At 52.7% G+C, this 23684-nt stretch carries 17 protein-coding genes; all 17 read right to left on the reverse strand.

The window, feature by feature from the left end:
• Positions 1-20: 20 nt before the first annotated feature.
• Positions 21-1628 (reverse strand): response regulator, encoded by a 1608-nt coding sequence (locus B1748_RS19475; protein ID WP_087569608.1) that lies wholly within the window; start codon positions 1626-1628, stop codon positions 21-23.
• Between the two features lie 5 nt (positions 1629-1633).
• Positions 1634-3406, reverse strand: a complete 1773-nt coding sequence (locus B1748_RS19480; RefSeq protein WP_087569609.1) for a sensor histidine kinase — start codon at positions 3404-3406, stop codon at positions 1634-1636.
• 24 nt (positions 3407-3430) lie between these two features.
• Positions 3431-5119 carry an extracellular solute-binding protein gene (locus B1748_RS19485; protein ID WP_087569610.1) on the reverse strand — a complete coding sequence of 563 codons (1689 nt, stop codon included), beginning with the start codon at positions 5117-5119 and terminating at the stop codon, positions 3431-3433.
• A gap of 52 nt (positions 5120-5171) precedes the next feature.
• Positions 5172-6062: a carbohydrate ABC transporter permease gene (locus B1748_RS19490; RefSeq protein WP_087569611.1), complete on the reverse strand. Its 891-nt coding sequence runs from the start codon at positions 6060-6062 to the stop codon at positions 5172-5174.
• Positions 6063-6077: 15 nt separating this feature from the next.
• Complete coding sequence (locus B1748_RS19495) at positions 6078-7097, reverse strand: ABC transporter permease (protein ID WP_087569612.1); 1020 nt, start codon at positions 7095-7097, stop codon at positions 6078-6080.
• Entirely contained in the window at positions 7057-9828 is a 2772-nt protein-coding gene (locus B1748_RS19500; protein ID WP_087569613.1) for an FG-GAP-like repeat-containing protein, read from the reverse strand. Before B1748_RS19500 ends, B1748_RS19495 begins: the two co-directional genes overlap by 41 nt.
• Positions 9829-10106: 278 nt before the next feature.
• The gene (locus tag B1748_RS19505; protein ID WP_087569614.1) at positions 10107-12173 is read right to left on the reverse strand and encodes an alpha/beta hydrolase family protein; all 2067 of its coding nucleotides are present in this window, start codon (positions 12171-12173) and stop codon (positions 10107-10109) included.
• Positions 12170-13768, reverse strand: coding sequence for an extracellular solute-binding protein (locus B1748_RS19510; RefSeq protein WP_087569615.1), 1599 nt, complete (start codon positions 13766-13768; stop codon positions 12170-12172). Before B1748_RS19510 ends, B1748_RS19505 begins: the two co-directional genes overlap by 4 nt.
• Before the next feature lie 123 nt (positions 13769-13891).
• On the reverse strand, positions 13892-14776 hold the full coding sequence (locus B1748_RS19515) for a carbohydrate ABC transporter permease (RefSeq protein WP_087569616.1): 885 nt from the start codon (positions 14774-14776) through the stop codon (positions 13892-13894).
• 12 nt (positions 14777-14788) lie between these two features.
• Positions 14789-15730, reverse strand: coding sequence for an ABC transporter permease (locus B1748_RS19520; RefSeq protein ID WP_218781644.1), 942 nt, complete (start codon positions 15728-15730; stop codon positions 14789-14791).
• A gap of 171 nt (positions 15731-15901) precedes the next feature.
• Complete coding sequence (locus B1748_RS19525) at positions 15902-18016, reverse strand: helix-turn-helix domain-containing protein (protein ID WP_087569618.1); 2115 nt, start codon at positions 18014-18016, stop codon at positions 15902-15904.
• A gap of 31 nt (positions 18017-18047) precedes the next feature.
• Positions 18048-19154 carry an o-succinylbenzoate synthase gene (gene menC / locus B1748_RS19530; RefSeq protein WP_087569619.1) on the reverse strand — a complete coding sequence of 369 codons (1107 nt, stop codon included), beginning with the start codon at positions 19152-19154 and terminating at the stop codon, positions 18048-18050.
• Complete coding sequence (locus tag B1748_RS19535) at positions 19151-20320, reverse strand: amidohydrolase (RefSeq protein ID WP_087569620.1); 1170 nt, start codon at positions 20318-20320, stop codon at positions 19151-19153. The genes menC and B1748_RS19535 overlap by 4 nt, the downstream gene beginning before the upstream one ends.
• Before the next feature lie 3 nt (positions 20321-20323).
• Entirely contained in the window at positions 20324-21115 is a 792-nt protein-coding gene (locus tag B1748_RS19540) for a GNAT family N-acetyltransferase (protein WP_087569621.1), read from the reverse strand.
• 49 nt (positions 21116-21164) lie between these two features.
• Positions 21165-22046: a MurR/RpiR family transcriptional regulator gene (locus tag B1748_RS19545; protein WP_179215683.1), complete on the reverse strand. Its 882-nt coding sequence runs from the start codon at positions 22044-22046 to the stop codon at positions 21165-21167.
• A gap of 120 nt (positions 22047-22166) precedes the next feature.
• Entirely contained in the window at positions 22167-22826 is a 660-nt protein-coding gene (locus tag B1748_RS19550) for an L-rhamnose mutarotase (RefSeq protein ID WP_087569623.1), read from the reverse strand.
• Positions 22823-23683 (reverse strand): amidohydrolase family protein, encoded by an 861-nt coding sequence (locus B1748_RS19555; protein ID WP_087569624.1) that lies wholly within the window; start codon positions 23681-23683, stop codon positions 22823-22825. Before B1748_RS19555 ends, B1748_RS19550 begins: the two co-directional genes overlap by 4 nt.
• Position 23684: the final 1 nt, after the last annotated feature.

The following is a 23684-nucleotide window of genomic DNA, read 5'->3' on the forward strand; positions in this document are numbered from 1 at the left end:
TCAGATCATAGCGGGAGGAATTATTGTTCTTGCCAGACTGATGCACTCATGATTCTGTATTCGCTTGCGCTCAAGCCCGTATGCTGCTTGAATTTTTTATAAAACCAATCCAGATCGTTATAACCGACGGCATAGGCCACCTCGTAGACCTTCATATCGGTAGAGCTCAATATTCTTTTTGCGTTTTCCATGCGAACCTGAAACAAATAATCGTTAAAGCCAATGCCTGTTTCCGCTTTAAATAGCTGCCCCAAATAGGCCGCGTTCATATACACTTGAGAAGCTATATTTTTCATGCTGATGTTGTCGGCATAACGTTCATTCGCTAATCGCTTGGCAACTTTGACCGCATTTTCCGATGACAGCTCGCGATGGGACTTGATCAGCTCGGCTGTTTCCCGCACTTTGGTCCATGTAATTTGGAACAGATCCGTCAAAGATCTTGCCCCCATAATTCGTTCGTAATCGAGTTGTCTCGGATTGAACAGCTGCTCATAATCAATCCCTTGTTCCCTGACAAGCCGAAACAACTCAATGAACAGCTCCAAGATCATGGTTTTAATAAGATTCGAATGCACTTGATTTTTCGCCAATAACTCCCATCTGTGCGCAAGCATTTCTCTTAGCTGCTCACTGTCCTGCTTGTCAAGCTGCTCAATAAGCTCATTGGCATGGAGCCAGTTCTGTTCATCATCATTCTCCTCTTTCGAGAACAGCCTTTCTTCCGAAATAACGCTTTGCTTGCCGAAAAAGAATTGCTTGTCCAGCATTCGTTTCGCATCCTCATAAGACTTTACGGCTTCGTTCATCGCATGAACCAGCTTGCCTATGCCGAATGTGATCCCGATTTTTGCGTATTGCCGCACATGCTGGCTCATCAGGCTGATTTTTGCAATAACATCCGCGCGCTCCACCTCGTCTAAATCCGAGAATAAAACGATTCCGTATTTCATATCCGATTCTTCGAATAAACAGCCGCTTAACCCAATAATATCTTCCATGACATTACGCGCGGCAAATCGTTTTATTTGCAGATCATTATCCGTCATAGAGGAGTCGTTCCAGGCTTCCGAGTCCAGCTCCGCCGCAATGCAGCAAATCCCTGAGCGCTCTCTAACATGTATATCTATCAAATCAAACCGTTCCGTCACTTCTTCCGCATTCATGAAACCGTTGGCCCATTCTCTGGCAATGCGCTCCTTCGTTGCAGACAAACCAAAATGCAGCTTTTTGTCCAGCATTCGTTCATTTTCCAGCTCGGCTGCCACGGATTTCAATAGACGCACCAAGTCATCTTCCTCAACCGGCTTCAGCAAATAATCCTTAACGCCCAGTTGCAAACCCTTCTGCGCAAATGAGAAGTCTTCATAACCGCTCATGATAATAATCGGAACATTGGATAATGCGCGCAGCTGCGCAATCAAATCCAAACCGCTCAATACCGGCATCTTCATATCCGTGATGACCAGGGCGTAATTGCCGTCATGAAAAAGATCGAGCGCCTGCTGGCCATTCGTCGCTTCGCCCGCGATCGTAAAACCTAGCTGTTCCCAATCCAGCAAATATTTCAGTGAAAGCAGCGCCCCGGGTTCATCGTCTACAAGAAGTACGTTATAGATGGCTCCCAACCTCCTTACGTTTGCGGCTTGTCTAGCGGAAGGTTAATGATAATTCTCGTGCCCTCTCTAGGCTTGCTTTCAATGATCAGACCGAAGTGCGGGCCAAAGCTTTGGCGTAATCTTTGATGTACGTTGCGCAGACCAATATGCAGCGAGTCATCCTTCTTCTGATCTGCGGTTTCGAGCCTTTGTCTTATTGCCGTCAAGTGATCGCACGGAATGCCTGGACCGTTGTCCTCCACGACAAGTCTGCATTGCTGCTCATCAAAATCCGCCCTAATAACGATCATTGTTCCGTCAGCGCTTGGCTCCAGCGCATGGACGATCGTATTTTCCACCAATGTCTGCAGCGACAGCTTCGGTATAGCGACATCATGCAGCCGCTTCGGAATGTCGATTCGGAAGCGAAGCCGATCAGAGAAGCGGAAAGCTTGAATGTTCAAGTAAGTCTCGATAATGTCCAATTCTTCCGCTATTGTAATCATCCGGCCGCTTTTGCCCAACACATTGCGAAAGGATTTAGCCAATAAGTTAACAATTTTCGCATTTTCACGATCTCCCTTCATAAGGAGATTACCGCGAAGCGCATTTAAAGTATTAAACAAATAATGGGGATTCACTTGTGTCTGCAAGGCGTATAACTCAGACTCCTTTGTCTTCAGCTCCAGCTCTTTGCGTCCCAGTTCCGACTCATACACCTCGCGAATAAGCCGCTGCATGCGCTGCACCATCTCGTTGAACCTGAAGCCGAGCTTGCTTACTTCGTCATTTCCTTTAATCGTTTGAATCGGCTGCAGATTTTCGAGGCTGGTTTTTCTCATTTTTATGGACAGCTCTACCAATCTTTTCGTTAATCTGGACGATACCACATAGTTTGCAATGACGAATATAGCCAAGGTTGCAACGAACAGAACGAGAGCCGTCGTTCGAATCGCATTGGTGCCTGCTACCAGGGCATCAAGCTGGGTAAGGAAGACGATTTGGATGCCATTAACGCTATTGCGCGAATCCAGGACGCGGCTGGTTAGCAAATATTCCTGATCGGCCGTACGTACAAGCTGGCCGTCATCATTGGCATTCATCTCGGGGAAAAACCAGTAATCCTCCAAGCGGGCCGCCCCTGCATGGTCGGAAGCATTGTCAAATACAACCTTCCCATCCGATAAACTAAACACAATTTGATTAGGATTATCCTTCGCTTTTATAAAGTCCACCAGCACATTGACATCCACATCAATAGAAACGAATAGACATGCTTTCATATCCAGATGGTTAAGCCTTTGCGATAAGCGAAGCAAGTTCTCGCCACCCGCTCCCTTCTCCAAAGTCCAGGAACGAAGCGACCGATAGCTTGGCGAGGAAGTGTCGCATCCGCTTTTACTCGCCAATTCGGGAGCCTCCGACAACGGCCTGACAACCCCTAATTGAAACGTATCATTATTGGTAAACAGTTGAAAATTGACAATATCTTTCGTCGAACGAATCGATTCCATAAGCGGGACGATAAGCTCCGTGTACTCCGTATGCTGCAACGCCAAAGAATGAATTTCTTGAAGCAGAGTAGCCTGCAGCGAATCATCCATATACAATACATCGGCAGTCTGTTCGTAGGTCTTCAAGAGACTGTCCACATTTTCCGTCATTTGCGAAAAGGAGTTGCTATTGCTCTCCATGATCTTCTCAAGAATCATCTGCCTGCTAAAATGCTCAAAAATAAAAGTAAGGGAAGTGAGCAGCAAAATGACGACTGCGCCGTTCGACAAAAACAGCTTAGTGCGGATACTCATTCTGCTCCCCCTCCCCTATATGATTTACTTCCCTATATGGCTATATCGCGCAGTAGCCTCTTTCCACAATTTTGTATACGCTTCCTCGACTTTCGCGATTCCCGCCTTTTCCAGCGCGCGCATGGTTTCATTCCACTGCTTTTCGAACTCCTCTTCCGACGCGGAGAAAACAATCTTGGCGGTATCGCGGTTCCAAATTTGCTTAAGCCGCTCGGCTTCGGCGCGCACTTCCTCCACATCGCCCAGTTGTCCAAGTCCGTGAAGAATAAAGTTTACCTCGGGAATGAAGTCTGCCCACACTTCCTTGCCGTACTCGGCTAAAACTTCTTTTGTTCTTTCATCGTATTTTTCTCTGACGCTATCTCTCGTCGTAGGCGTTGCATAGTCTCCATCAGCCAACTTCGTTCCGTGCGCGAAATACATCGATGTGCCGTAGAATGGCGTAACAATTTCGCTCCAGATCAAATCCGGGTTGGCGGCAACTCCTTGCTTATACTCTTCCTTAATGACCCTCTTACCGTCTACGACTTCATAATGACTGCCTTCAATTCCCCAGTTAATCAAAATTTGCGCTTCATCGGTAAACATATAATCAAGCAGCTTGATTACTTCTTCCGGATGCTTGGATTTTGATGTAATCGCCCAGTTCCAGTTAGAACGCGTTGCCGCAGCCGTGAAGTTTTTATTTCGCTTCGTTGCATCGAACACAAGCGGGAAATAAGCGTAAAGATCATCAAAGTTGCCTGCCGCCCGGATAACCGGCTCTACTTCCGGCTGCATGTACCAGCTTGGGAAAGCGCCCGCCAAAACTCGGCCTTCCGCCAGCCTTTGCGTCATCGTATCATTTTTCAAAGTAAAAAATTCTTTGTCCAGCATGCCGGCGATATGAAGCTTATTCAAAAATGCGAGATACGTTTTCGCCTCTTCCGATGTAAAGATATGTCTAACGTTATCGTTTTCGTCTATCGTAAAGTCCCCGTGATTTTCCAATCCGCTCGTAGTGAAGATCGGGCCTGTCGCGTTTTCATAAGTATTGTCATTATAGCTAAAGCCTGAGAAAGGAATGGTCGGCTGTCCATTCGTTTGCGGATGCTTCTCATAGTAATCCTTCAGCAAGTTGAACAAATCATCCATTGTTTTCAGTTCGGGGTATCCCGCTTCCTCCAACATTTTATAGCTGACAGCGAACTCCGACTGCATCGTCGGCGTCGGCTCATCTGTTATGTTGCTGACATAGAGCGACCAAATATGTCCGTTTTCGTCTTTTAACAAATCGAAGTATTCTCCGAAATGCTTCTTAATATTAGGGCCATGCTCTTCTATCAAATCCTCCAGCGGGATTATAGCGCCGGCATCCGAATATTTTTTAATATAATCCGGCTTTAAAATAACCGTATCGGCCGGATAATCGCCGGAAGCGAGCCATAAGTCGAATTTTTGATTGCGATCTCCCGTTACTGTAACCAGGTCAAATTTAAAGCCCGATTTTTTGCTAAGTTCCGTCATAACCGGATTGTTCGCATCCAGATTCGGATACAAGCTTGCCATCTGGACCACAACGGGCTCTTGCGGCGCCGCCGATTGTGTCCCGGCATTCGTTTCTCCCGGTTTATTCGTCGGGGCAGTGCCGTTCCCTCCATTGTTCCCCCCGCTGCAGCCGGCAGCCACTGCAAATACAAGCACGATGACGAGCAATCTGAACATTTTGTTCATGATAACACCCTTTCTAGTTTTTAATTATATCATCGGGTTTCCCCCAAAGATATCATTCCTTCATAGCGCCAAGCGTCATGCCTTTAATGAAATACTTCTGCAAAAATGGATACACGAATAGAATGGGAAGCGTGACAACCATCGACATCGTAGCCCGGATTGACTGCGGCGTTGTAAAATTCAATATAGCGTCGTCGGTTCCGGACCCGATACCGCCGGAAACTTGCTCGGTTGTCTGCATTAGAATCTGCATGAGTTGATATTGCAGCAGCGTCAAGCTTTCTTTGCTGTTGTACAAGAAATTATCGGTCCAGGAATTCCAATGTCCGACGGATATAAACAAAGTAATGGTTGCAATGACAGGAAGACTGATCGGCATAACAACGCGGAATAAGGTTTGCCATTCATTTGCTCCGTCCAGCTTGGCCGATTCAACAAGCCCGTCAGGCAGCTGGTCAAAGTAGCTCCGCATAATCATCACGTTAAACGCGCCGATCAGACCGGGAATAATGTAAACCGCGAACGTATTGGTCAATCCCAAATTTTTGATCATCAAATAGATCGGAATGATCCCGCCGTTTACGTACATACTGACCACAATGATGGCATTGAGCGATTTGCGAAGCATATACTCTCTGCGGCTTAATGCGTAAGCAACCATAATTGTGCATATGACAGACAATCCGGTTCCAATCAATGTTCGCAATACGGAGAGAGCGGCGGAATCGAATAAACGGTCATTGCTGAATATAAGGCGATAATTGTCGAGCGTAAAATCTCGCGGCCATAAATAGATTCCGCCGCGCATCGTATCGAGCGACTGATTCAAGGAGACAGCCAATAGATTCAAAAAAGGATACAATGTCGCTATGCCCAGCAGCAGCAGCAGCGTATTGTTGAAAACGTTAAATATGCTGTCCCCGACTTTAGTTCTGCTTCTCATTTTGTGCCTCCTTCACTACAGAACGGTAGACTGGCCAATCCGCTTGGCCCAAGAATTGACGAGCAATACCAGTACGATGCTCACTACTGATTTGAACATGCTAATCGCGACCCCGTAAGAATAATCCCCGATTTGCATGGAGTAATTGAGCGCATACAAGTCAAGCACCTGAGAATACTCCATGACCAGATTGTTGCCGAGCAGCATCTGTGATTCATAGCCGGTCGCGATCAAGTAACCCGTGTTCAAAATAAGCAAAATGCTGGCAGTCGGCATAAGTCCGGGCAAAGATATATGAATCATTTTGCGGAAACGTCCCGCTCCGTCCACATCGGCGGCTTCATAGAGCGCGGGATCCACTCCGGCCAGCACCGCCAAATAAATAATCGTGCTCCAGCCTAGCTCCTTCCAAAAGCCGGCCATCGTATGAATGACCCAAAACCATTTTTCCTTGGATAGAAAAAATACCGGCTCATCTACAATGCCAAGCCAGATCAGCAGCTCATTAAGCGGCCCGAAATCCGGAGACAGAACAAGCGTAACGATGCTTGCAATCACGACCCAGGAGACGAAATGCGGAATATACGTAATCGTTTGAATCGTTCGTTTGAACAATCTCGACCTCACTTCATTAAGTAAAAGCGCCAAACCAATCGCTCCTGCGAAGCTCGTAATCAGATGCATCAAACTCATCGCTAACGTATTTCGAAGAACGGTATAAAACCAATCATCGTTGAACAGTTTTACAAACTGATCGAATCCAACGAATTCACTGCCGAAGATGCCCTTCCCTATGGAATATTTCTGAAAAGCCATAATCCAGCCCCATAAGGGCAAATAACAAAATAGAGCCAATATGCCGACAAACGGCACAGACATCAGTATGAGCTGGTATTGCTGGGCAAATGTTTTCCATTTCTTTTTGCGGAGGTTGTTCTTTAGACCGGCATCCGTTTTTATCGCTTTCGCAGTTTGTTCGATGTGGATCCCCTCCTCATTCGTGATTGTTCTGATGCTTTTGCGCCTGCGATTCATAATCAAGGGTCACTTCGCTAATACGGGGAGTGCCGCCGCTATTGACGGCTCCAAGAGCTAATCGATATTGTACCCAGTTGCCCGCATGTTTGCCTGCGGACCACTTGCCGCCCCTCTCGAACCAGCTTCCCTCTCCATCGATGCCATACCAGTTCGCCTCCTTCAGCGCTTCTTCATTCGCAGCGGTTCGGATTTGCGCTTTCACCCACGTCTTCACCGGTATGGCCGCAAGCCAATCGATTCCGGTTATGACGCAGTCTGTCGGCAGTTCGACAGGGCGAGATTCATAGTACTCTTCGGGACCGCGATCCATCATGTTGCCAATGTCCGAATGCGTCATTCCGTGCGGTCCTTTCGTAGGCAATTCCGTCCGGTTATGCTCGTTAAATCCATTCGGACCGTTCCACCATACAAAGGACATGCCCGGATGATTCCCGAATGTCTTATGGTTGGCCATCGCCAAATCGACATAGCCGTCCTCATTGAAATCGGCAGCCAGCACGCCGGCGACGGAATGACCGAATAGTCGCGTCCGCTTGTCCACCGAATAGGTTCCGTCCGGCTCCCCCCAATAAATATACGAGTCGATATCGCGGGTTCGAGTGCCATGATAGCAAGCGACAAATATGTCAAGAATGCCGTCATTGTTAAAATCCGCTATCGCGAGATCCGCGGCGAAGTGCGCCGGCAGCTCCGTCCTTCTGTCATTGGAATACCCGTCGGGCCCGCCCCAGTAAATGTAAACAAAAGTGCTGTAAGGATCGCCGGCGTCCGGCCCTTTGTAACCGCCTACAATTAGGTCCAGCCAGCCATTGCCATTTAAATCCGCAGCGCGCGAGCTGATTCCCGATCCTTCCGGCAGTAAGGTGCGCCGATTTAAATCAAATCCATCCGGCCCGCCCCACAGGATGAGCAAATCATCGGTTGCTCCACAGTCTGGTATGACAAGATCCAGCCAACCGTCATTATTTAAGTCCGCAAGAGTCATAAATCTCGGCTGTCTGTAGACAACGCCGTCAATCACTAACGGAATGCGCGCCGGTTCGTCGACAAACCCGTTCTCCGAGCCGTAAAAGATTAACAATTCGTCGTTGTTGTGTCCGACGACAATAAGATCAAGCCACCCGTCCCGGTTAAGATCCGCGCAGCAGCTGCTCATCGAATGTTTGGTCGGCAGCTCCACTTTTTGATCCGGACAAAATCCGTCTGGACCGTTGTAGAAGACGAATGAACCATTATCCATATGCAGCGCGTTCTCGTTGCTGTTGGTCATAAACACATCCGCGAATCCATCGTCATTAAAGTCGCAAATTCGCAGCTCTGTCGCTGCCCAGCCGGTCAATTCAAGCTTTCGCTCAGGGGAGAAGCCGTCCGGTCCGCCCAAATAAATAGAAGAAGGCACATCTCCCAAAATGCGATTGGACATGTGATTAAGGAAAATAACTTGCGGATTCGCGCTGTCCATCGTTCGAGCGACGAATACACCTACAGCGCAATGCGTTTCAAACCGCAGCGGCGTCTCTTCCAAGCCAGCCTCTGATCCTCGGTAAATAACCGATTCATGCGTGTACATCGTTTCCGTCTTATCCTGGCATACGATGATATCTCCATAACCATTGCCGCTCAAGTCCGCTATTTCAATGTCGTAAGCGCTTTTCGTCGTGAATGAGGTTCGATTTTCGTTGGAGTATCCCGCTGCCGTATCCCAATAGATCCATGATTTCTCCGCCCCGTCCCGATCCGGCTGCCGGGATGCGAGTATAATATCTTCGCTGCCGGTTCCTCTTACATCGCCGATCGCCGCGCTTGTCACTTTGCCGCTATCGAGTACAAGCGGCTGGCCAACGCTCCGGTTCATATCGATGGGAATGAATACGGATTGTTCCCCGCGGCATACGAAGATATGCGGAGCTCCTCTCCATTGCAGCACTTTTAGCCGAATAGCTTGGGATACATTGTAAACAAACAGGCTTCCGCCGCCGGCTCCGCTTGCCGCACTGTCAATGCTTGCTTCGATCGCGTCATTCCCTGTCAAAGCAGGGTCCAGCCATGTACGGCGTTCTGCCTGAATGCCATCGGTTCCCCCCCAATAAATAACGATCTCGCTATTATTCGTCCGAACGATCAGATCGTCGAAACCGTCCCCATCCAGATCGGCCGAAACGATCGTATCTATGGAATGATCCAGTTCAACATCGATGAATCCTTTCGTTTTAAATCCTCGCTCATCCTGATAAAACAGACGCAGCTTCTCGAAGCTGACAAATGCGATGTCCTTGCGCCCATCCCCATTAAAATCTCCAATTGTAGTACTCTTGCACGATGGCGCCCATAGATTAAGCATCCGTTTCGTGCTGTACCCTTGCGGCGAACCATAATAAATTTGAGCATAGGTGTAATTGGATGCGCCGTCATACTGATTACCGATAACAAGATCGTCGTATCCGTCATTGTTCAGATCGCCGACAGCCCCTGTATAAGCGCCTTCCGTCGGAATTTCGATTCTTTCTTCCCCATTAAGCGGATCAACATACACATAGGCGGGAACCCGCAAGCTGTCATCGTGGGAATTGGCAAACGGCAAATCGATAAAGCCATCCCCGTTTACATCAAACTGGTGAATTCGCTGAATAACGCCTTTTTGTGACACATATATGTTCTGTCCCGCATTCCCGAATTTCCCTTTGCTAAACGTATCAAAACCTTTTTCCTTCATCGCTCCGCGAATCACATTCCAACAACTCCTTCTATCCTGCTGAATTCATTATATAATCTTGTTTTCGATCAAAAACCATGGGAACATTCAGTTCATGACAGGGGTATTTGCAGTAAATGAGAGAAATACAAGGTGAAACGGCTGTCGCCGTCCTTTGGCGGCGCAGCGCGTTTCATTCCGAGAATTATAGGTCAAGTATGGAGAAAACTTATACTTTCCAATAATTTAAAAAAGCGACCAGGAGATTTCACCTGATCGCTACTTGTTTTATTGTGGCTATAGATCTATTACGATTACTCAGCCAGTATCGCTTGCACAAAGGCATCTCTTGCCTTGTTCTCTTCCAGGCCGGCGCAAATCCGCACATCCTCCGGATATAGCGCGCTCGCATGCGCCAGGTCGGCAAACTCCCGGGCAGCGTTAAGCGGGTTGATAACCGTCTTGTCAACGCAAGGAGCGTTCCGCAGCAGATCCTGCAGGTCAAAGTGCCGCAAAATATCCGGCACGACGACGCTTTGTTTCCAGACGAACGGAAATTCCTCGGTCAGCGCCTGATAGTTAAGCAACGAGTCCCATAATACCAGCTTGTGGAATGGGCCGATAAGCATGGATGTCAGCAGCGCCACCGTCGCTCCGAGCCCTTTGCCCGCAAGAACAAGTCGATTCGGGTCGACCTCCGGCAGCGAGCGCATGTAATGCCAAGCGTGCAGGGCATCCCGCACCCGAAGGCCCATGATCGATCGGTCAGCAGCGACGGAGAGATACGTAAGCGTCCGCTCGATGTCGCACCAGGGGGCTACATCATGCCAGACCGGGCGAGGCGCAAGCTCCCCGAAACCGCTGACGTCAATGCTGTACACCAGCGATTCTCCAAGCGCCGTCAGAGGGCCGAAGCTGCGGAAGCCGTCCCATTTGCCCCCCTCGTCGATCATCAGCACAGCCGGCAGCCGGCCGGACGCATCCGCCTTCGGGCCGACGCCGGAAGGTCTGGTCCTTCGCATAAACAGGCCCGGCACCTCGCTCGCCGACGTCGTTCGCAGGCTGACGGCGCGGAACTGGTAAGCGCCGGCAGGCTTCTGCTCCTGCACCCTGGCCCGCAAGCTCCAATCTGACTCGTCGGCCTCGCGAGGAAAGTCCGACTCCTCCAGTCCTAACGTTAGCCGCAGCCGCTCCCGCAGGTACGCCTGGCCGGCTTCTCCTTGCGGCACGGCACGCCTTTCCAAAAGCCGCCTGCCCTCATCCCTGTTGATCGTATACATGTTGACCTCATTGGACGGATGACAATGCAGCAGCCCCGGCTCCTGGACCGTCAGATCCTCGCGGCTCAGAGCGAGCGGCGGAGTCTCCGGCTTAAACACGCGGTTCATCCAGCTCACCACAACGTTAGCCATGTTGACCGAATAAGCGTGGCCGCAATCGTCCAGAAACAATCCCAGCTCGCTCTCTCGGCCATACAGTCGATAGATGTCCGCCGCGTCGTGATACAAACGCTGGGTGTTGCGGTAGTCGAACAGATCGTCCTCCCGGCCGCCGACGATCAAGCACGGCTTCGGCGCCTGAAGCGCGATCAAATCCGTAAAATCGATGCCGTGCGCGATCAGTCCCGTACCCAACTGCTCGGGACAGCTCGTATACCAGTCCGTCAAATGCAAGGATTCATGCTCGTTCAGACAACAGACTGGCGCCAGAAAACGGACGCGCTCGTCGAGCAGCGAAGCATAGATCGTTGTCGCGCCGCCGCCGGATACGCCGGTCATCGCCACGCCGCCCGAGCTAAAATCGATATCGTCGCGGGTTTCCAAATAATCGATGCAGCGGATCGCATCCAGGACAAAATGCGTGTTGCTCCAGATGCCCGTCAGGTAGCCGATCAGCCCGTTGGTAAAATGATTGTTGAGATGGCCGATCTCTCCGGCCACGCCCGGCGGGTCGAAAGAGATTGCCGCGTAGCCGTTGCGCGCGAAAATCTGCGCGGAAATCTGATAGCTTTCACCCGTCTTGCAGCTGTGCCCCGTCGGGCAGACGACGCCCGGATAAGGGCCCGGCTGCGTGGGCAGATATACCGTTCCATTGACCTCCCAGCCCGGATAGGATTCAAAGATGACGTTCTCCACCCGATAGTCGCCAAAGTGATGACGGCTTACTACCCGCGAAGTAATCGGCTCCCTGTCGTACATAAAGGAGGGGAACGCGGCTCTAATCGTATCCAGCAACGGTCGGCGCAAGCTGTCCCACTCTTCCTGGCTCGCGGCCCGGCTTCTCGCGTTCGCCAGCTTCTTTAGCTGCTGCCGGCAGCGCTCCGCGATCTCCTCGCGGAGCTGCATGTCGGCGGCGCAGCCCGTCTCATTTAATATATTCATTGCTGCAATGCGGCGTAACGATCGTTGACCGCCTTGGTCAGAGCCTCTCCTCCGGACGAATTCCACAGCTTGACGAAGTCGTCGAAGCCTTGGTCCAGATTAATCTCGCCGATAATAAACTTGATCAGGTGTTCGTCGCGAATCCGGTTCAAGTCCGGGTATTGGGACGTTTCCGGAACGATAAACGTAAGCAGGCTGCTAAAGGCCGGGACACCTTCCGTGGTCTGTTTCTTAAATGCGGCCTGCTCCTTCGACAGATCGAATTGCGACATGTAGCTGGACTTGGTGCCGAAAATGTTGTAATAGCTGCTTGCTCCGACCTTTGCTCCTCGCTCCGTCACGTTTACGTACTGTTCCTTAGGCGTCGGAACACCATCAACGAGATCATAGTGCTCTCCCTCAACGCCAAAGTACGTCATTTTATAAACCTCTTCATCCGAAACCATCGCTTCCAAAATTTCGAACAGTTTATCCATTTTCTTCGGATCCTTCGCTACCTGCGCGCCCATCCCGACGAAGTTGTTTTTGACACCCCATGAGAAGCCGGCATTGTCTCCGTAAGGACCGACCAGCGGCTTGCCTACAACCAGCTCCGTATCCGGATTTTGTCCCTTGAATTCCGGTCCGATGGCGATCGAATAGCTGTTCCACATGCCTCTGTCGATAATGCCGGATCTTCTGTTGGCCAGATCCTGACGGGTTTTGGCGTAATCTGTCGTCAGGAACTCCTTGTCGATAACGCCGTCCTTGTACCACTTATTAAGCACTTTAAGCGCCTCGCGAGTACGCTCGGTTACCATCGCATTGACCAGGCTGCCGTCTTCGGCTTTTAACCAGGCGCCGGGACTTGTTCCGTATGCCGAGTAGACGGAGTTGAACGCCAGCGTTGCCAGAGAGTCCTTGCCGCTGCCCGAATAACCTATCGTATCCGCTTTGCCGTTTTTGTCGGGATCGTTTTTCGCGAAGTAATAGACCACTTTCTCGAACTCTTCCAGCGTCTCCGGCGCTTTGTCGAAGCCGGCCGCCTTAAGCCAATCGCCGTTGTAAGCAGGCATGAACGGCGTAAGCCCTTCCAGCCAGTAGAGCGGAATCGCGAAGTTTTTGCCGTCTACGACAGCCAGGTCCCAGATGCTAGGATCCATCTCGTCGACGGATGCCGCGTATTTAGGCATCTTCTCCCTGATGAGATCGATCGGCAGCTCGGCCAGCAGGCCCTGATTGGAGTAATCCAGAATTTCCCCTTGCGACCACAAGAAGAACAGATCGGGAACCTCTCCCGTTGCAAGTCGAATGTTCAGATGCTCCGTCCAGCTGGTACGGTCTACGCGCATGTTCTCTATTTTTACGTTAAAACGTTCCTCCAAAAACTTCTGAACCGGCGTCTCGTCGCCTTCTGGCGGATCAAAGCTCAGCCAAAGCAGATTGATCGGCTCCTCTGCCTGCTCGGTTGGAGCGGACGAAGCCGTTCCCGACGGAGCAGACGTCTCGCCGCCGGTAGAAGGTTTGTTATTGCCCCCTCCGTTCGTGCACGCCGAGAGCAGCATAATGACAGCAAGCACTGCCGTTAGAACTTTCCATTTAACGCTCTTTTTCACACCTGTTTCCTCCCTTTTTATCAATCCTCATCTATGAAAAATTGCTGGCAGGACTCATTCAAAAAGTCCGGTTCTTTTCGAACAAGCTTTAAGCAAATTTTTCCGCCGCTTGCATTTGCCCTGCTACTCCTTTAAGGAACCGATCATGACTCCCTTAACGAAATACTTTTGCAGGAACGGATAAACAATGATAATCGGCCCCGTAATGATCATAAGCACGGCAGCTTTGACCGTCTCCGGCGTCACGGTTTCCTGACCCGGCTGCTGGGACATCAGCATTCGCAGCTCCATGTCCTGATTTTCCACGACCAGTCTGCGCAGATAGATCTGCAGCACGATTTTGGTCTGGTCCTGAATGTAGATCAACGCCTGAAACCATTCGTTCCAGTAGCGGACCGCGGACCACAGCGTAATCGTCGCGATGATCGGCGCCGACAGCGGCAGCACGACGGAGAACAGAATGCGAATATCGTTGGCTCCGTCCATCCGGGCCGAATCCTCCAGCTCCTGGGGAATGCCGATAAAGAAGTTGCGCAAGATCAGAAGCGAGAACGTAACGAATAGGCTCGGGATGATGTAGACGAGCATGGAATCGTACAGTCCCAGACTTTTGATCAGCATATAGGACGGAATAAGGCCGCCGCTGAAAAACATCGTCATCACGATAAACAACGTGTAGAAACGACGATCCGGCAAATATTTTTTGGACAAAGGATATGCGGCCATGACCATCACGACAACCGATAGCACCGTGCCGACAACCGTCCGGAATATCGTATTGCGGAAGCCGTACCAGATTTGCGTAGATGAAACCGCTTTCCGATATGCCTCCAAGGAAAATTCCTGAGGAAACAAATGGAGTCCAGGCCGAATCGCTTCCGACGGCGTGCTGAGCGAGATCGACAGCACGTGGATGAAGGGATACACAAACAGAACGCTTAATCCGGCAATAAACATTACCGCGAACACTTGAAACCATTTTTCGCCGATTGTCATGCGTGAAAACATCGTATAGCCTCCTTAGAAAAGCCCTTCCTGGCCCGCTTTTTTAATTAAGTAATCGGTTCCCAAAACCAGGAGGAGAGCGATCACGTTTTTAAACAAGCCGACTGCCGTCGTCAAACTGTACTGCATTTGAGACAGACCGACCCTGAACACGTACGTATCCAGAATATCCGCAACTTCATATACAGCAGGATGATACAGATTCAATATCTGGTCGAAGCCCGCATCCAAAATGCCGCTGATCTGAAAAATAAACATGATGCAGATGACCGGTAAAATGGAGGGCAGCGTAATATGCAGCGTTTGCTTCCAGCGGCCGGCTCCGTCGATGCTTGCCGCTTCGTACAGATTCGGATTGATCGACGCCAACGCAGCCAAATAGATAATCGTACCCCAGCCGACCTCTTTCCAAATACTCGTGGTCACCAAGGTGAATCTGAAGTAGTCGGGATCGCCCAGAAAGTAGATCGTATCGAGCCCGAGCATCGTAAGAATGTAGTTGACGATCCCCGTGCTTGGCGACAGAATCGTGCCGAACAAACCCGCAAGAATGACCCATGAGAGAAAATGCGGCAAATAGCTGATCGATTGCGTAACCCTTTTAAACACTTTTCCCCTGATCTCGTTAAAAATGAGCGCCAGAACGATAGCAGCGGGAAATCCGAAAATGATGTGATACAGACTGATGACTACCGTATTGCGAAATACTCTCCAAAACTGGCTGGTCGAGGTAAACATAACCTCGAAGTGCTTAAATCCTACCCAGGGGCTTCCGTTAATCCCTTCCAATACGCGAAAATCCTTAAACGCCAGTTGCACGCCATACAGAGGAGCATATTGAAAAACCGAATACCAGATCAAAGCCGGGAGCAGCAAAATAAACAGGTACTTATGCTTTTTGTAGCGCTTCCATCTACTTTCAGCCGTCAGCTTCCTGTTCCTTGTCAAGGATGCCATAGAGCAAGTCTCCATTTCTGTAAATTTTGTTGCCGCATTTCGTATGGCCTGCCCTCATTTTAGAAGCGAACCCCTATCGAATCCAGTTCAGATTCATGTCATTTTGTATAATTTGAAGCATAAAAGCGGCTTTCCTCCCGGAAAGCCGCCAAATCATCCTGATATGGGTTGTTAGACGACCTCGGTCTGAACCGCTGCCGCCCGCGTAAGCTTGCGGTATTGGTTGGGCGTCACTTCGTATTTCGCCTTAAACTTCGTGCAAAAATATTGGACGTTGCTGTACCCGGCCCGTTCGGCGATCCGCGTCACCGATTCTTGGCCGTCCCGCAGCAACTCCGCCGCAAGCTCCAGCCGAGCGCGGCTCAAATACTCGATAAACGGCATATGCAGCACTTCGGCAAACAGCTTGGAGATGTAGGAAGGAGAGAAAGATACCAGCTCGGCCACCCCATCCAACGAAATATCTTCATGCAAATGCTCATGAATATAACGCTGAATGACGTTGATCGTCTCGGCATGAGCGTGAGGAGCGTCGCTGCTCAGCCAGGCGATCATCTGCCTCACGTCGACCTTGATCCGTTCCAGCCCTTCTCCCAGCGTGCCTTCTTTAAGCGTCCGGGACATGTCGGGAATTTCCAGCCGATCGGACAACCGATAATGAAGCGCCATGCGGCGCATGCACACGCTAAGCTGCATCAACGCCCATTCCGCCGTCTCGATGCCGCAGCCTCCGTCGATCAAAGTACGTTCGAACTCTTCCAGGTATGTTGAAACCGCTTGCATATCTTGTGCGTGAATCCCCTTCTCGAAGCGTTCGAAGTTCATATCCTCCAGCGCATTGCGGCGAGCCTCGACCTCGTGAAAACCGACAACGGCGGAAGGTCCGAACAGAAACTCGTATCTGGCCGCGTGCTTCGCCTCGCTAAACGATTCGGAAACAAGGGCTAGCCTATCCGTCGAACGCCCGTATCCGGCGGAGAACTCGCAGACGCCGCTTAACTCCTCTTGCAGCGATCGCAGCGTCTCCTTGACTGTCGCGTCCGTGCCCTGTTCCTCCGGCTCCAGCACGAACAACACAACCGCCTCCTCCCGAGAGACGGCCAAAGCGTCCCACTGGAACGGTTTGTTGTGGAACTGTTGGCCGAGCGTCCCAAGGTCCAGCTCTCCGGAGCGCAGCCGGATATACGCCACGGCAAACTGCGACCGTTCCGCGAACGAATACGATCCGGCCTCCTCCGTATCTCCATGAATCAGCTTCAGCAGCCGCGTCTTCTCCAAACTGCGATGAAGCGTCTGAAGATTGCTCATCATTTTTTTTAGCGGCACGTATACCCGCCTGGACATAAGCAACGAAATCGCCAGACCGGCGACGGCGGCTACAATGGAGGCGACAAACAAATTATGCTGCAGCTTCTTCGATTCAATCAGCAGCGAATCCAGCGGCCGAGCTACGTAAAATCCCCAGCCGAACCTGGACAAGCTGGCGGGAGAATACGCCCATACCGTTGTTCGGCCCGCTTCTTCCCTCACGGTCACCGACGTGGCCGTCCCCGCCAGCTCATTTGAGCCGTCAAATCCGGCCGCCGCCTGTCCCGAGTTCGTCAGCAGCGTCTTGCCGTCCTCATCGACGATATAGAAACGTTCCTCTTTGGAGCTCAACATCCCGCCAAGCAGCCCGGTCACATAATCGAGACTGACGTCCAGATACAGATAACCCTTGGCATTGTCGTGCGAGGATCCGTAAGGCAGCGACTGCAAGTAGGTCATCACCCGTTTGCCCTCGCCGCCGTCGCGTACCGTCCAGCGATTTAGCGGGAATTGGCTCAGTTCGCCGATAAATCCGGCATCCTTGGAGTTTCCGGGTTTCTCGTAAATATACTGGGAATCGACGGTATATCCCGTTTTCAGAAAATGTACGGTTATATTGGACAATCCCTCTTGCGCCAGCTTGGCATTTTGAATGTCATTGTGCAGAACAAGAAACCGGTAACCCAAACTGCCGTTCGAGTCGTCCAGCAGCAAGCCCAACCCGTCGTATTTTTGGAAAGCGGTGGAGACCACTTTATCCTGAAACAGCTCCTCGTAGCGCTTGAGAACGGTCGTCTCCAAATAATCGCGTACGTGCTGAAGCCGGTACAGGCTGTCGCGTGATACCTCCTTGGCCACCAAAGCCTGAGAGTTGGAAAATAAATAGAATCCGAAAGCGCCGATTACGATAACGGTCAATGTCGCAAAAATAATAACCGATTTAATGAGGTCTGTCTTATGATCGCCTTTGGAAAACATGCCGTTCGCCCCCTCGAATGGTATGTTGGCTTTACTTGAAGACTTCCCGATGCAGCGTATATTTGGCAAGACGCTCCAGATTTACGTTATAGCCGATGCCCGGGTCTTGCGGCACTTCGATCCGGCCGTCACGCATGATTACGGCAGGATCGACGATATCCTCTTCCCAATAATTCGACGAAGCTGCCGTATCTCCGGGCAAAGTGAAGTTGCTTAGCGCCGACAGCGCGATATTATGGGCCCGGCCGATGCCCGATTCGAACATGCCGCCGCACCATACCGGAATTTGCCGCTCCTCGCACAGGTCATGCAGCTTGATAGCTTCCGTCAGCCCTCCGACGCGGCCTGTTTTGATATTGATAATCCGGCAGCTGCCCAGTTCGATCGCTTTGCGCGCGTCGTCGGCCGAATGGATGCTCTCGTCCAGACAGATCGGCGTACGCATCTGCCGCTGCAGCTCGCGATGGTCGACAAGATCGTCATGCGCCAGCGGTTGTTCGATCATCATCAGATTATAATCGTCCAAACGCCGCAGATGATCCGCATCGGCAAGCGTATAGGCCGAGTTGGCGTCCACCATCAGCGCAATATCGGGATACTTCCGTCGCACGCCGTCGACGATATCGACATCCCAACCGGGCTTGATCTTGATCTTCATCCTCTTGTAGCCGGCCTGGAGCCGATGCTCGATCGTCTCCAGCAGTTGGTCCAGCGTAGCCATAATGCTGATGCTGACCCCAACCTCGATCGAGGTCTTTGTCGCGCCGATGGCAGTCGCAAGCGGCAAGCCCTGGCGCTTGGCATACAGATCCCAGCAAGCGGTCTCGAGCGCCGCCTTGGCCATCCGGTTGCCGCGGATGGGAGCAAACCTCTCCGCCAACTCGGTCGGATGCCCGATCTCCGCCGCGCTTACCAAAGGAATCAGAAACTTCTCCAGCAGATGCCAGTTGCCCTTGAGCGTTTCTTCATTATAAGAAGGTTCGACGAAGGCGACCGACTCTCCCCAGCCGGATCTTCCTTCCGCATCCGTCACCTCCACGGCAATAAACTCCCGATCCTTTAACGTGCCGAAGCTGGTCGTAAACGGGTTCAGCAAAGGCATGCTCATATGTCTTAACGTGACGCTCCTGATTTTCATCGCTGCCGTCTCTCCTCCAATAACTTAATCGCGGACAAGGCCATAATCGCCGCGCCCTTGCGCATCGCTCCATGATCAAAGCTCATCTCCGGATGATGCAGCCCCGGCGCTAATCCGCAGCCGAGTCCGATCATCGTCGCCTGGAGCGACTTGCGTTCCATGGTGTAAAAATGAAAATCCTCCGCCCCCGGCGTGACGACGGGAGCGGCCAGACCCTTTTCGCCTAACGTCTCGACGATGGCTTCGCCGACAATGCGCTCCATTTCGGCATTCGGAGTAGCGGGCGCAGCCTTGATCGCCCCGTCGGTCGTTACCTCTGCCCCGTCGGCCGCTCCGATCTCCGCCGCGATCTGCCGGACGCGCTCCATAAGCCGCTCCAGCTCTTCGGACGACGTGGCGCGGATATCGACCGAGAACTCCGCCTCGTCCGGAATGACGTTGACGCTTTCGTTCGGCACCTTTGCCAGCGTTACCTTGCAAGAGCCGCCAGCCTCCTGGTCCGCCCGGATGGCTCGGACGGCCGTCACGATCGCGGCGAGCGTCTCGAGCGCGTTGATGCCGTCTTCGGGCCGGGCCGCATGGGCCTGCCGGCCGCGAATCCGGCCGTGCACGTTCGCGACGCCGCCATGGTAAATCCCGGCCGAAGCCTGCCCGTTTGCCAGCTCTTTTTGCGGCCGCAGATGGATGCCGAGCATGCAGTCCACGGTGTCCAGCTGGCCCGACCGCAGAAGCGCCTTCGCCCCCTCCGCCGGTTCCTCGGCCGGCTGAAACACCGCCATAATCTCGCCGGCCGGCACCGTATATCCGATCTCCTTCAGACAACGGACGGCGGAGTATACCATCGTCATATGCGCATCGTGACCGCATGAGTGATTGGCTCGCCACTGTCCGTCCACCGGCTGCCAGAGCGCGTCCATATCGGCGCGCAGCGCGATGCTGCGGCCGCCGGCCGGACCGCTCCAAACACCGATGGCTCCCGTATGTCCGGCGAACGTCCGGACTTCCATGCCGATCTCGCCTAACCGCTCGCAAATGTAGGCGGTAGTACGGTACTCCTGCCAGCTGATTTCCGCCAGCTCATGCAATTCCGCATACATCCGCTCGATTTCCCCGGCATGGTCGGCCAGCCAGCGCTCAATACGTTCGGTCCATTCGGAAGAGTTCAACGTTTAAGTCTCTCCTTCCAGCACGTAGTAGTCGACTTCCGCATCTCCGGGAAGCAGGCCGACGATGCGGTAGCTGCGGCTGAACGCCTCTTGGCACAGCTTGCGCAGCTGCCGCTTCCATGCGACGATCGTCTCCGGACTTCGCTTCTTGATCTCCGCGGCGTCCCGAGGCACGGCCAGCAAATAACCTCCGTGGACGGAATCCCACGCTGGCTGTCTGTTGCCCGGCTTCCCCGCCTTTTTGATCAACTTCGCATAATCCGGCCAACGCGTATCTGACGCAGGCTCGCCCCGAACAGCCGCGCGTACACGAGGAGACATCAGTTCCCAGCGGATGAGGAAACGATCGCTCGGGTCGCCTGCCTGGTCGACGCCGTATACGGCCGGCATGTAGACGCCCACTGTTCCTCCGAGCTTGCACAAGTTCAGATAACCATTGCGAAGCTGAAACGGATCGTAGGTCCACGTAATCGCGGAATAACCGCGTTCGATCGCCCACAGCCGCTGCTCCTGCTTGAGGCGGGTACCCGCTCCTTGATCGCGGTAATCGGGATGCACAACCATCATGTGCGAATGCAAGTACGGCTCCTTGCCATCGAATGCCGCGAAGCCGTAGCAGAAACCGGCGGCTCTCTCTCCTTCGTACGCGGCTATAACCGATCCGCCATGCTGCACGGCCGCTTTCATCTGGACGGCGGAAGTAAACATGTCCATCGGCCATGCGGTGCCTTGAAGCTCCGACAGCTCCCGCAGCTCCTCGAAATCCGTTACTGAGCGATACGTCAACCGCTCCATGATCCATTCCTCCAATCGCGGGCGCCGGCCTTGAGCCGGGCCCGAACCATCAATCTGTATCCAACGGATTTACAAAATAAAAGGAGCGCTCCCCGATCGCCTGCTCCTGCGCAAGCCGCTGCTGCACCCGCTCGCGGTCGCGTACGGTCAAAAAGCCGGTCAGCGTGTTAAGCAGCGAGAAGACGGCCGGCATCCCCTGCAGCGTAACCGGCGGCTCGACCTCTACCTTCAGCAGTTGATCCGCCATCAATCCCAGCGGAGACAACTCGCGGTCGGTGATCGCGAGAATTTGCGCGGAGCGCCGCTTGGCTTCTTTCGCGAACTCATGCGTCTCCCGCATATAACGGGGAAAAGAAAGCGCTATCACAAGCCAGCCGGGCTGTACCCTGGACAGCAAGGCATTGCCATCCTCCATGCCGCCGTGGTAGAGGACGACATTGCCTCGAAGGATATTTAGCGAGTACGTAAGCCAATGAGCCGGGGCAAACGAAGCCCGCAAGCCGATGACCGCAATGTGCGAGGCCGAGCGGATGCGCTCGACGGCTTGCTCCAGCGCCGCAGGACTTAGCTCCGTCAGCGACCGCTCCACGTTCGCCGCATTCAGACTCCTGCGATATGCGATGTAGGCCGCAGGATCTTCCGGCTCGCCTGCGGCCGCCTCGCCCAGACTGCCGATCGGATTGGCGTTTTTGCGCTCCTGCACCAGCGCGTTCTGAATTTCCTTCTGCAGCATGCCGTAGCCGGTATAGCCAACCTCGACGCTAAAGCGGATCACGGTCGTCTCGCTCGTGTCGGTGCGGGCGCCTACTTCCTTGGCAGACAGGGTCGCGATCCGGCCCGGGTCCTCCAGCAGGAACTTTGCAACTTTCCGCTGGCCTGCCGTCAAGCCGTCGAACATTTTGCGAATCTGAGTGCGAATCGTCTCCATCATATCTATCCTTTTCCGAAGTTTAGGCACCATATTATGGTGATTTCCGAAGTTAACGCTTCATATCCACATTATAGACCGTTGCTCTAAGGATGACAATAACCTTTTTTCGGGCAAATGCGGTCAATCCGCACGCTCGTATTGGTAGATCAATTGCAATTCGCGCCACAACGCAGGCTCAGCCTCTTCGCCCTCTGCTTCCCACGGAATAAAGTGCGGCAACATGACGGCATGCCAATCTTGCGGCGTATGATTCGTCTTCAGGCGCGCTTCCCGCTTCGGATATTCCAGGGTAGCCGGAAGCTCGAAGTAGGAGAACAGCACATTTTCGTGCGCCCCGATCCTGTACGTCTGGTTAAATCCGGAGGGGCGCTCCTCCTGCATTTGGTAGTGATAAAAGACATAGCTGCTGTACATCTCCGGCTTTAACCGCGCCAGCGAACCGACGCGGCGCTCTACCGGCCGACTGCCGCGCCAATTGTCCATGCTTGCGGGTTCTCCATCGTGAAAGACGTCCATCATCAGCGCCGCCGGCTTCGACTCCGGAAAGCCGGGCCACATCTGCAGAAATTGCCGGGCTATATCGCGGGGAATGACGGACGGCTCCTCATCCTCTTCCGTCTCGGCATAAATATAAAGTCCGCCTGCACCGGCAAACCAGTGGCAGACGGACACATTCCGGCTTTCCAGATGCGCATCCAGCGCCGACGCATGAGCTTGCGCCCACGCTTCTTCGCGAGTCTGCCCATCCTTCCACAGCGCACGGAACATCCATCGCTTCATTCTGCACCCTCCCAGCAGTCCAGCTTGTATATCCTCTGCGCGTTACGAAATCGCACGGCGTCCCGCTCCTCCTCCGCAAGCCCGTCCGGCAGCAGCCGCTCGAACAGCCGAACGACCTCCCCGTAGCTCCCGCCAAGCAGCGCAACGGGCCAATCGCTGCCGAACAGCAGCCGCTTCGAACCGAAAGTCTCGAACAAATGCGCCGCGTGTTTCGTCAGCTTCTCCGGGTGGAAACCTTCGGCCAACGTGATCGTTCCCGATATTTTGCAGTTTACGTTCGGAAACGCGGCTATTTCGGATATTTGCCCCAGCCAAGGCTCCATGCTCCCTTCCTGCACGGCCGCCTTGCCCGGTCCGCCCAAATGGTTAAGGACGATGGCCAGCTCCGGAACCAGCTCTGCGTACGGAGTAATATGCGGCAAATCGCCGGGCTGAACGAGAATCTCCGCCACGTAACCGTCCGCCTCCAGCAGCCGCATGGCTGCCAGAAGGCCCGGCTTAACGGGCGTATCGGCCGATTCCGCATGAAAGAAAGTACCGTTCCATCGGAATCCGAGCAGCTTCCTTCGCCCCTTTACCCGTCCGTAATCGGATTGAAATCCGTCTTCAAGCGGATTCAGTCCGCTGATCACACCGGCGATAAAGTCATAACGCTCGGCCAGCCCAAGCATATATTCGGTTTCGGCCAACGTTGCAGCGGCCTGGACAAGGATGACCTCATCCACTTGGTTCGCTTCGAGAAGCGGCCGCAGCATATCGGGCGAGAAATCCCGGTACAACGCCGCATTCTCCGGCTTGAGCCAGTGATAGTCCCCTCTGTCCAGCTTCCACAGATGCACATGCGTATCCGTATACATG

Origin of the sequence: Paenibacillus sp. MY03, assembly GCF_002165585.1 — a bacterium.
Taxonomy (GTDB): Bacteria; Bacillota; Bacilli; order Paenibacillales; family Paenibacillaceae; genus Pristimantibacillus; species Pristimantibacillus agaridevorans.

What these genes read in the sequence shown, in the direction of transcription:
- B1748_RS19480 (WP_087569609.1), bottom strand. Translation starts at nt 3,406, where the DNA reads ATGAGTATCCGCACTAAGCTGTTTTTGTCGAACGGCGCAGTCGTCATT.
- B1748_RS19485 (WP_087569610.1), bottom strand. Translation starts at nt 5,119, where the DNA reads ATGAACAAAATGTTCAGATTGCTCGTCATCGTGCTTGTATTTGCAGTG.
- B1748_RS19490 (WP_087569611.1), bottom strand. Translation starts at nt 6,062, where the DNA reads ATGAGAAGCAGAACTAAAGTCGGGGACAGCATATTTAACGTTTTCAAC.
- B1748_RS19495 (WP_087569612.1), bottom strand. Translation starts at nt 7,097, where the DNA reads ATGAATCGCAGGCGCAAAAGCATCAGAACAATCACGAATGAGGAGGGG.
- B1748_RS19505 (WP_087569614.1), bottom strand. Translation starts at nt 12,173, where the DNA reads ATGAATATATTAAATGAGACGGGCTGCGCCGCCGACATGCAGCTCCGC.
- B1748_RS19515 (WP_087569616.1), bottom strand. Translation starts at nt 14,776, where the DNA reads ATGTTTTCACGCATGACAATCGGCGAAAAATGGTTTCAAGTGTTCGCG.
- B1748_RS19520 (WP_218781644.1), bottom strand. Translation starts at nt 15,730, where the DNA reads ATGGCATCCTTGACAAGGAACAGGAAGCTGACGGCTGAAAGTAGATGG.
- B1748_RS19525 (WP_087569618.1), bottom strand. Translation starts at nt 18,016, where the DNA reads ATGTTTTCCAAAGGCGATCATAAGACAGACCTCATTAAATCGGTTATT.
- menC (WP_087569619.1), bottom strand. Translation starts at nt 19,154, where the DNA reads ATGAAAATCAGGAGCGTCACGTTAAGACATATGAGCATGCCTTTGCTG.
- B1748_RS19540 (WP_087569621.1), bottom strand. Translation starts at nt 21,115, where the DNA reads ATGGAGCGGTTGACGTATCGCTCAGTAACGGATTTCGAGGAGCTGCGG.
- B1748_RS19545 (WP_179215683.1), bottom strand. Translation starts at nt 22,046, where the DNA reads ATGATGGAGACGATTCGCACTCAGATTCGCAAAATGTTCGACGGCTTG.
- B1748_RS19550 (WP_087569623.1), bottom strand. Translation starts at nt 22,826, where the DNA reads ATGAAGCGATGGATGTTCCGTGCGCTGTGGAAGGATGGGCAGACTCGC.
- B1748_RS19555 (WP_087569624.1), bottom strand. Translation starts at nt 23,683, where the DNA reads ATGTATACGGATACGCATGTGCATCTGTGGAAGCTGGACAGAGGGGAC.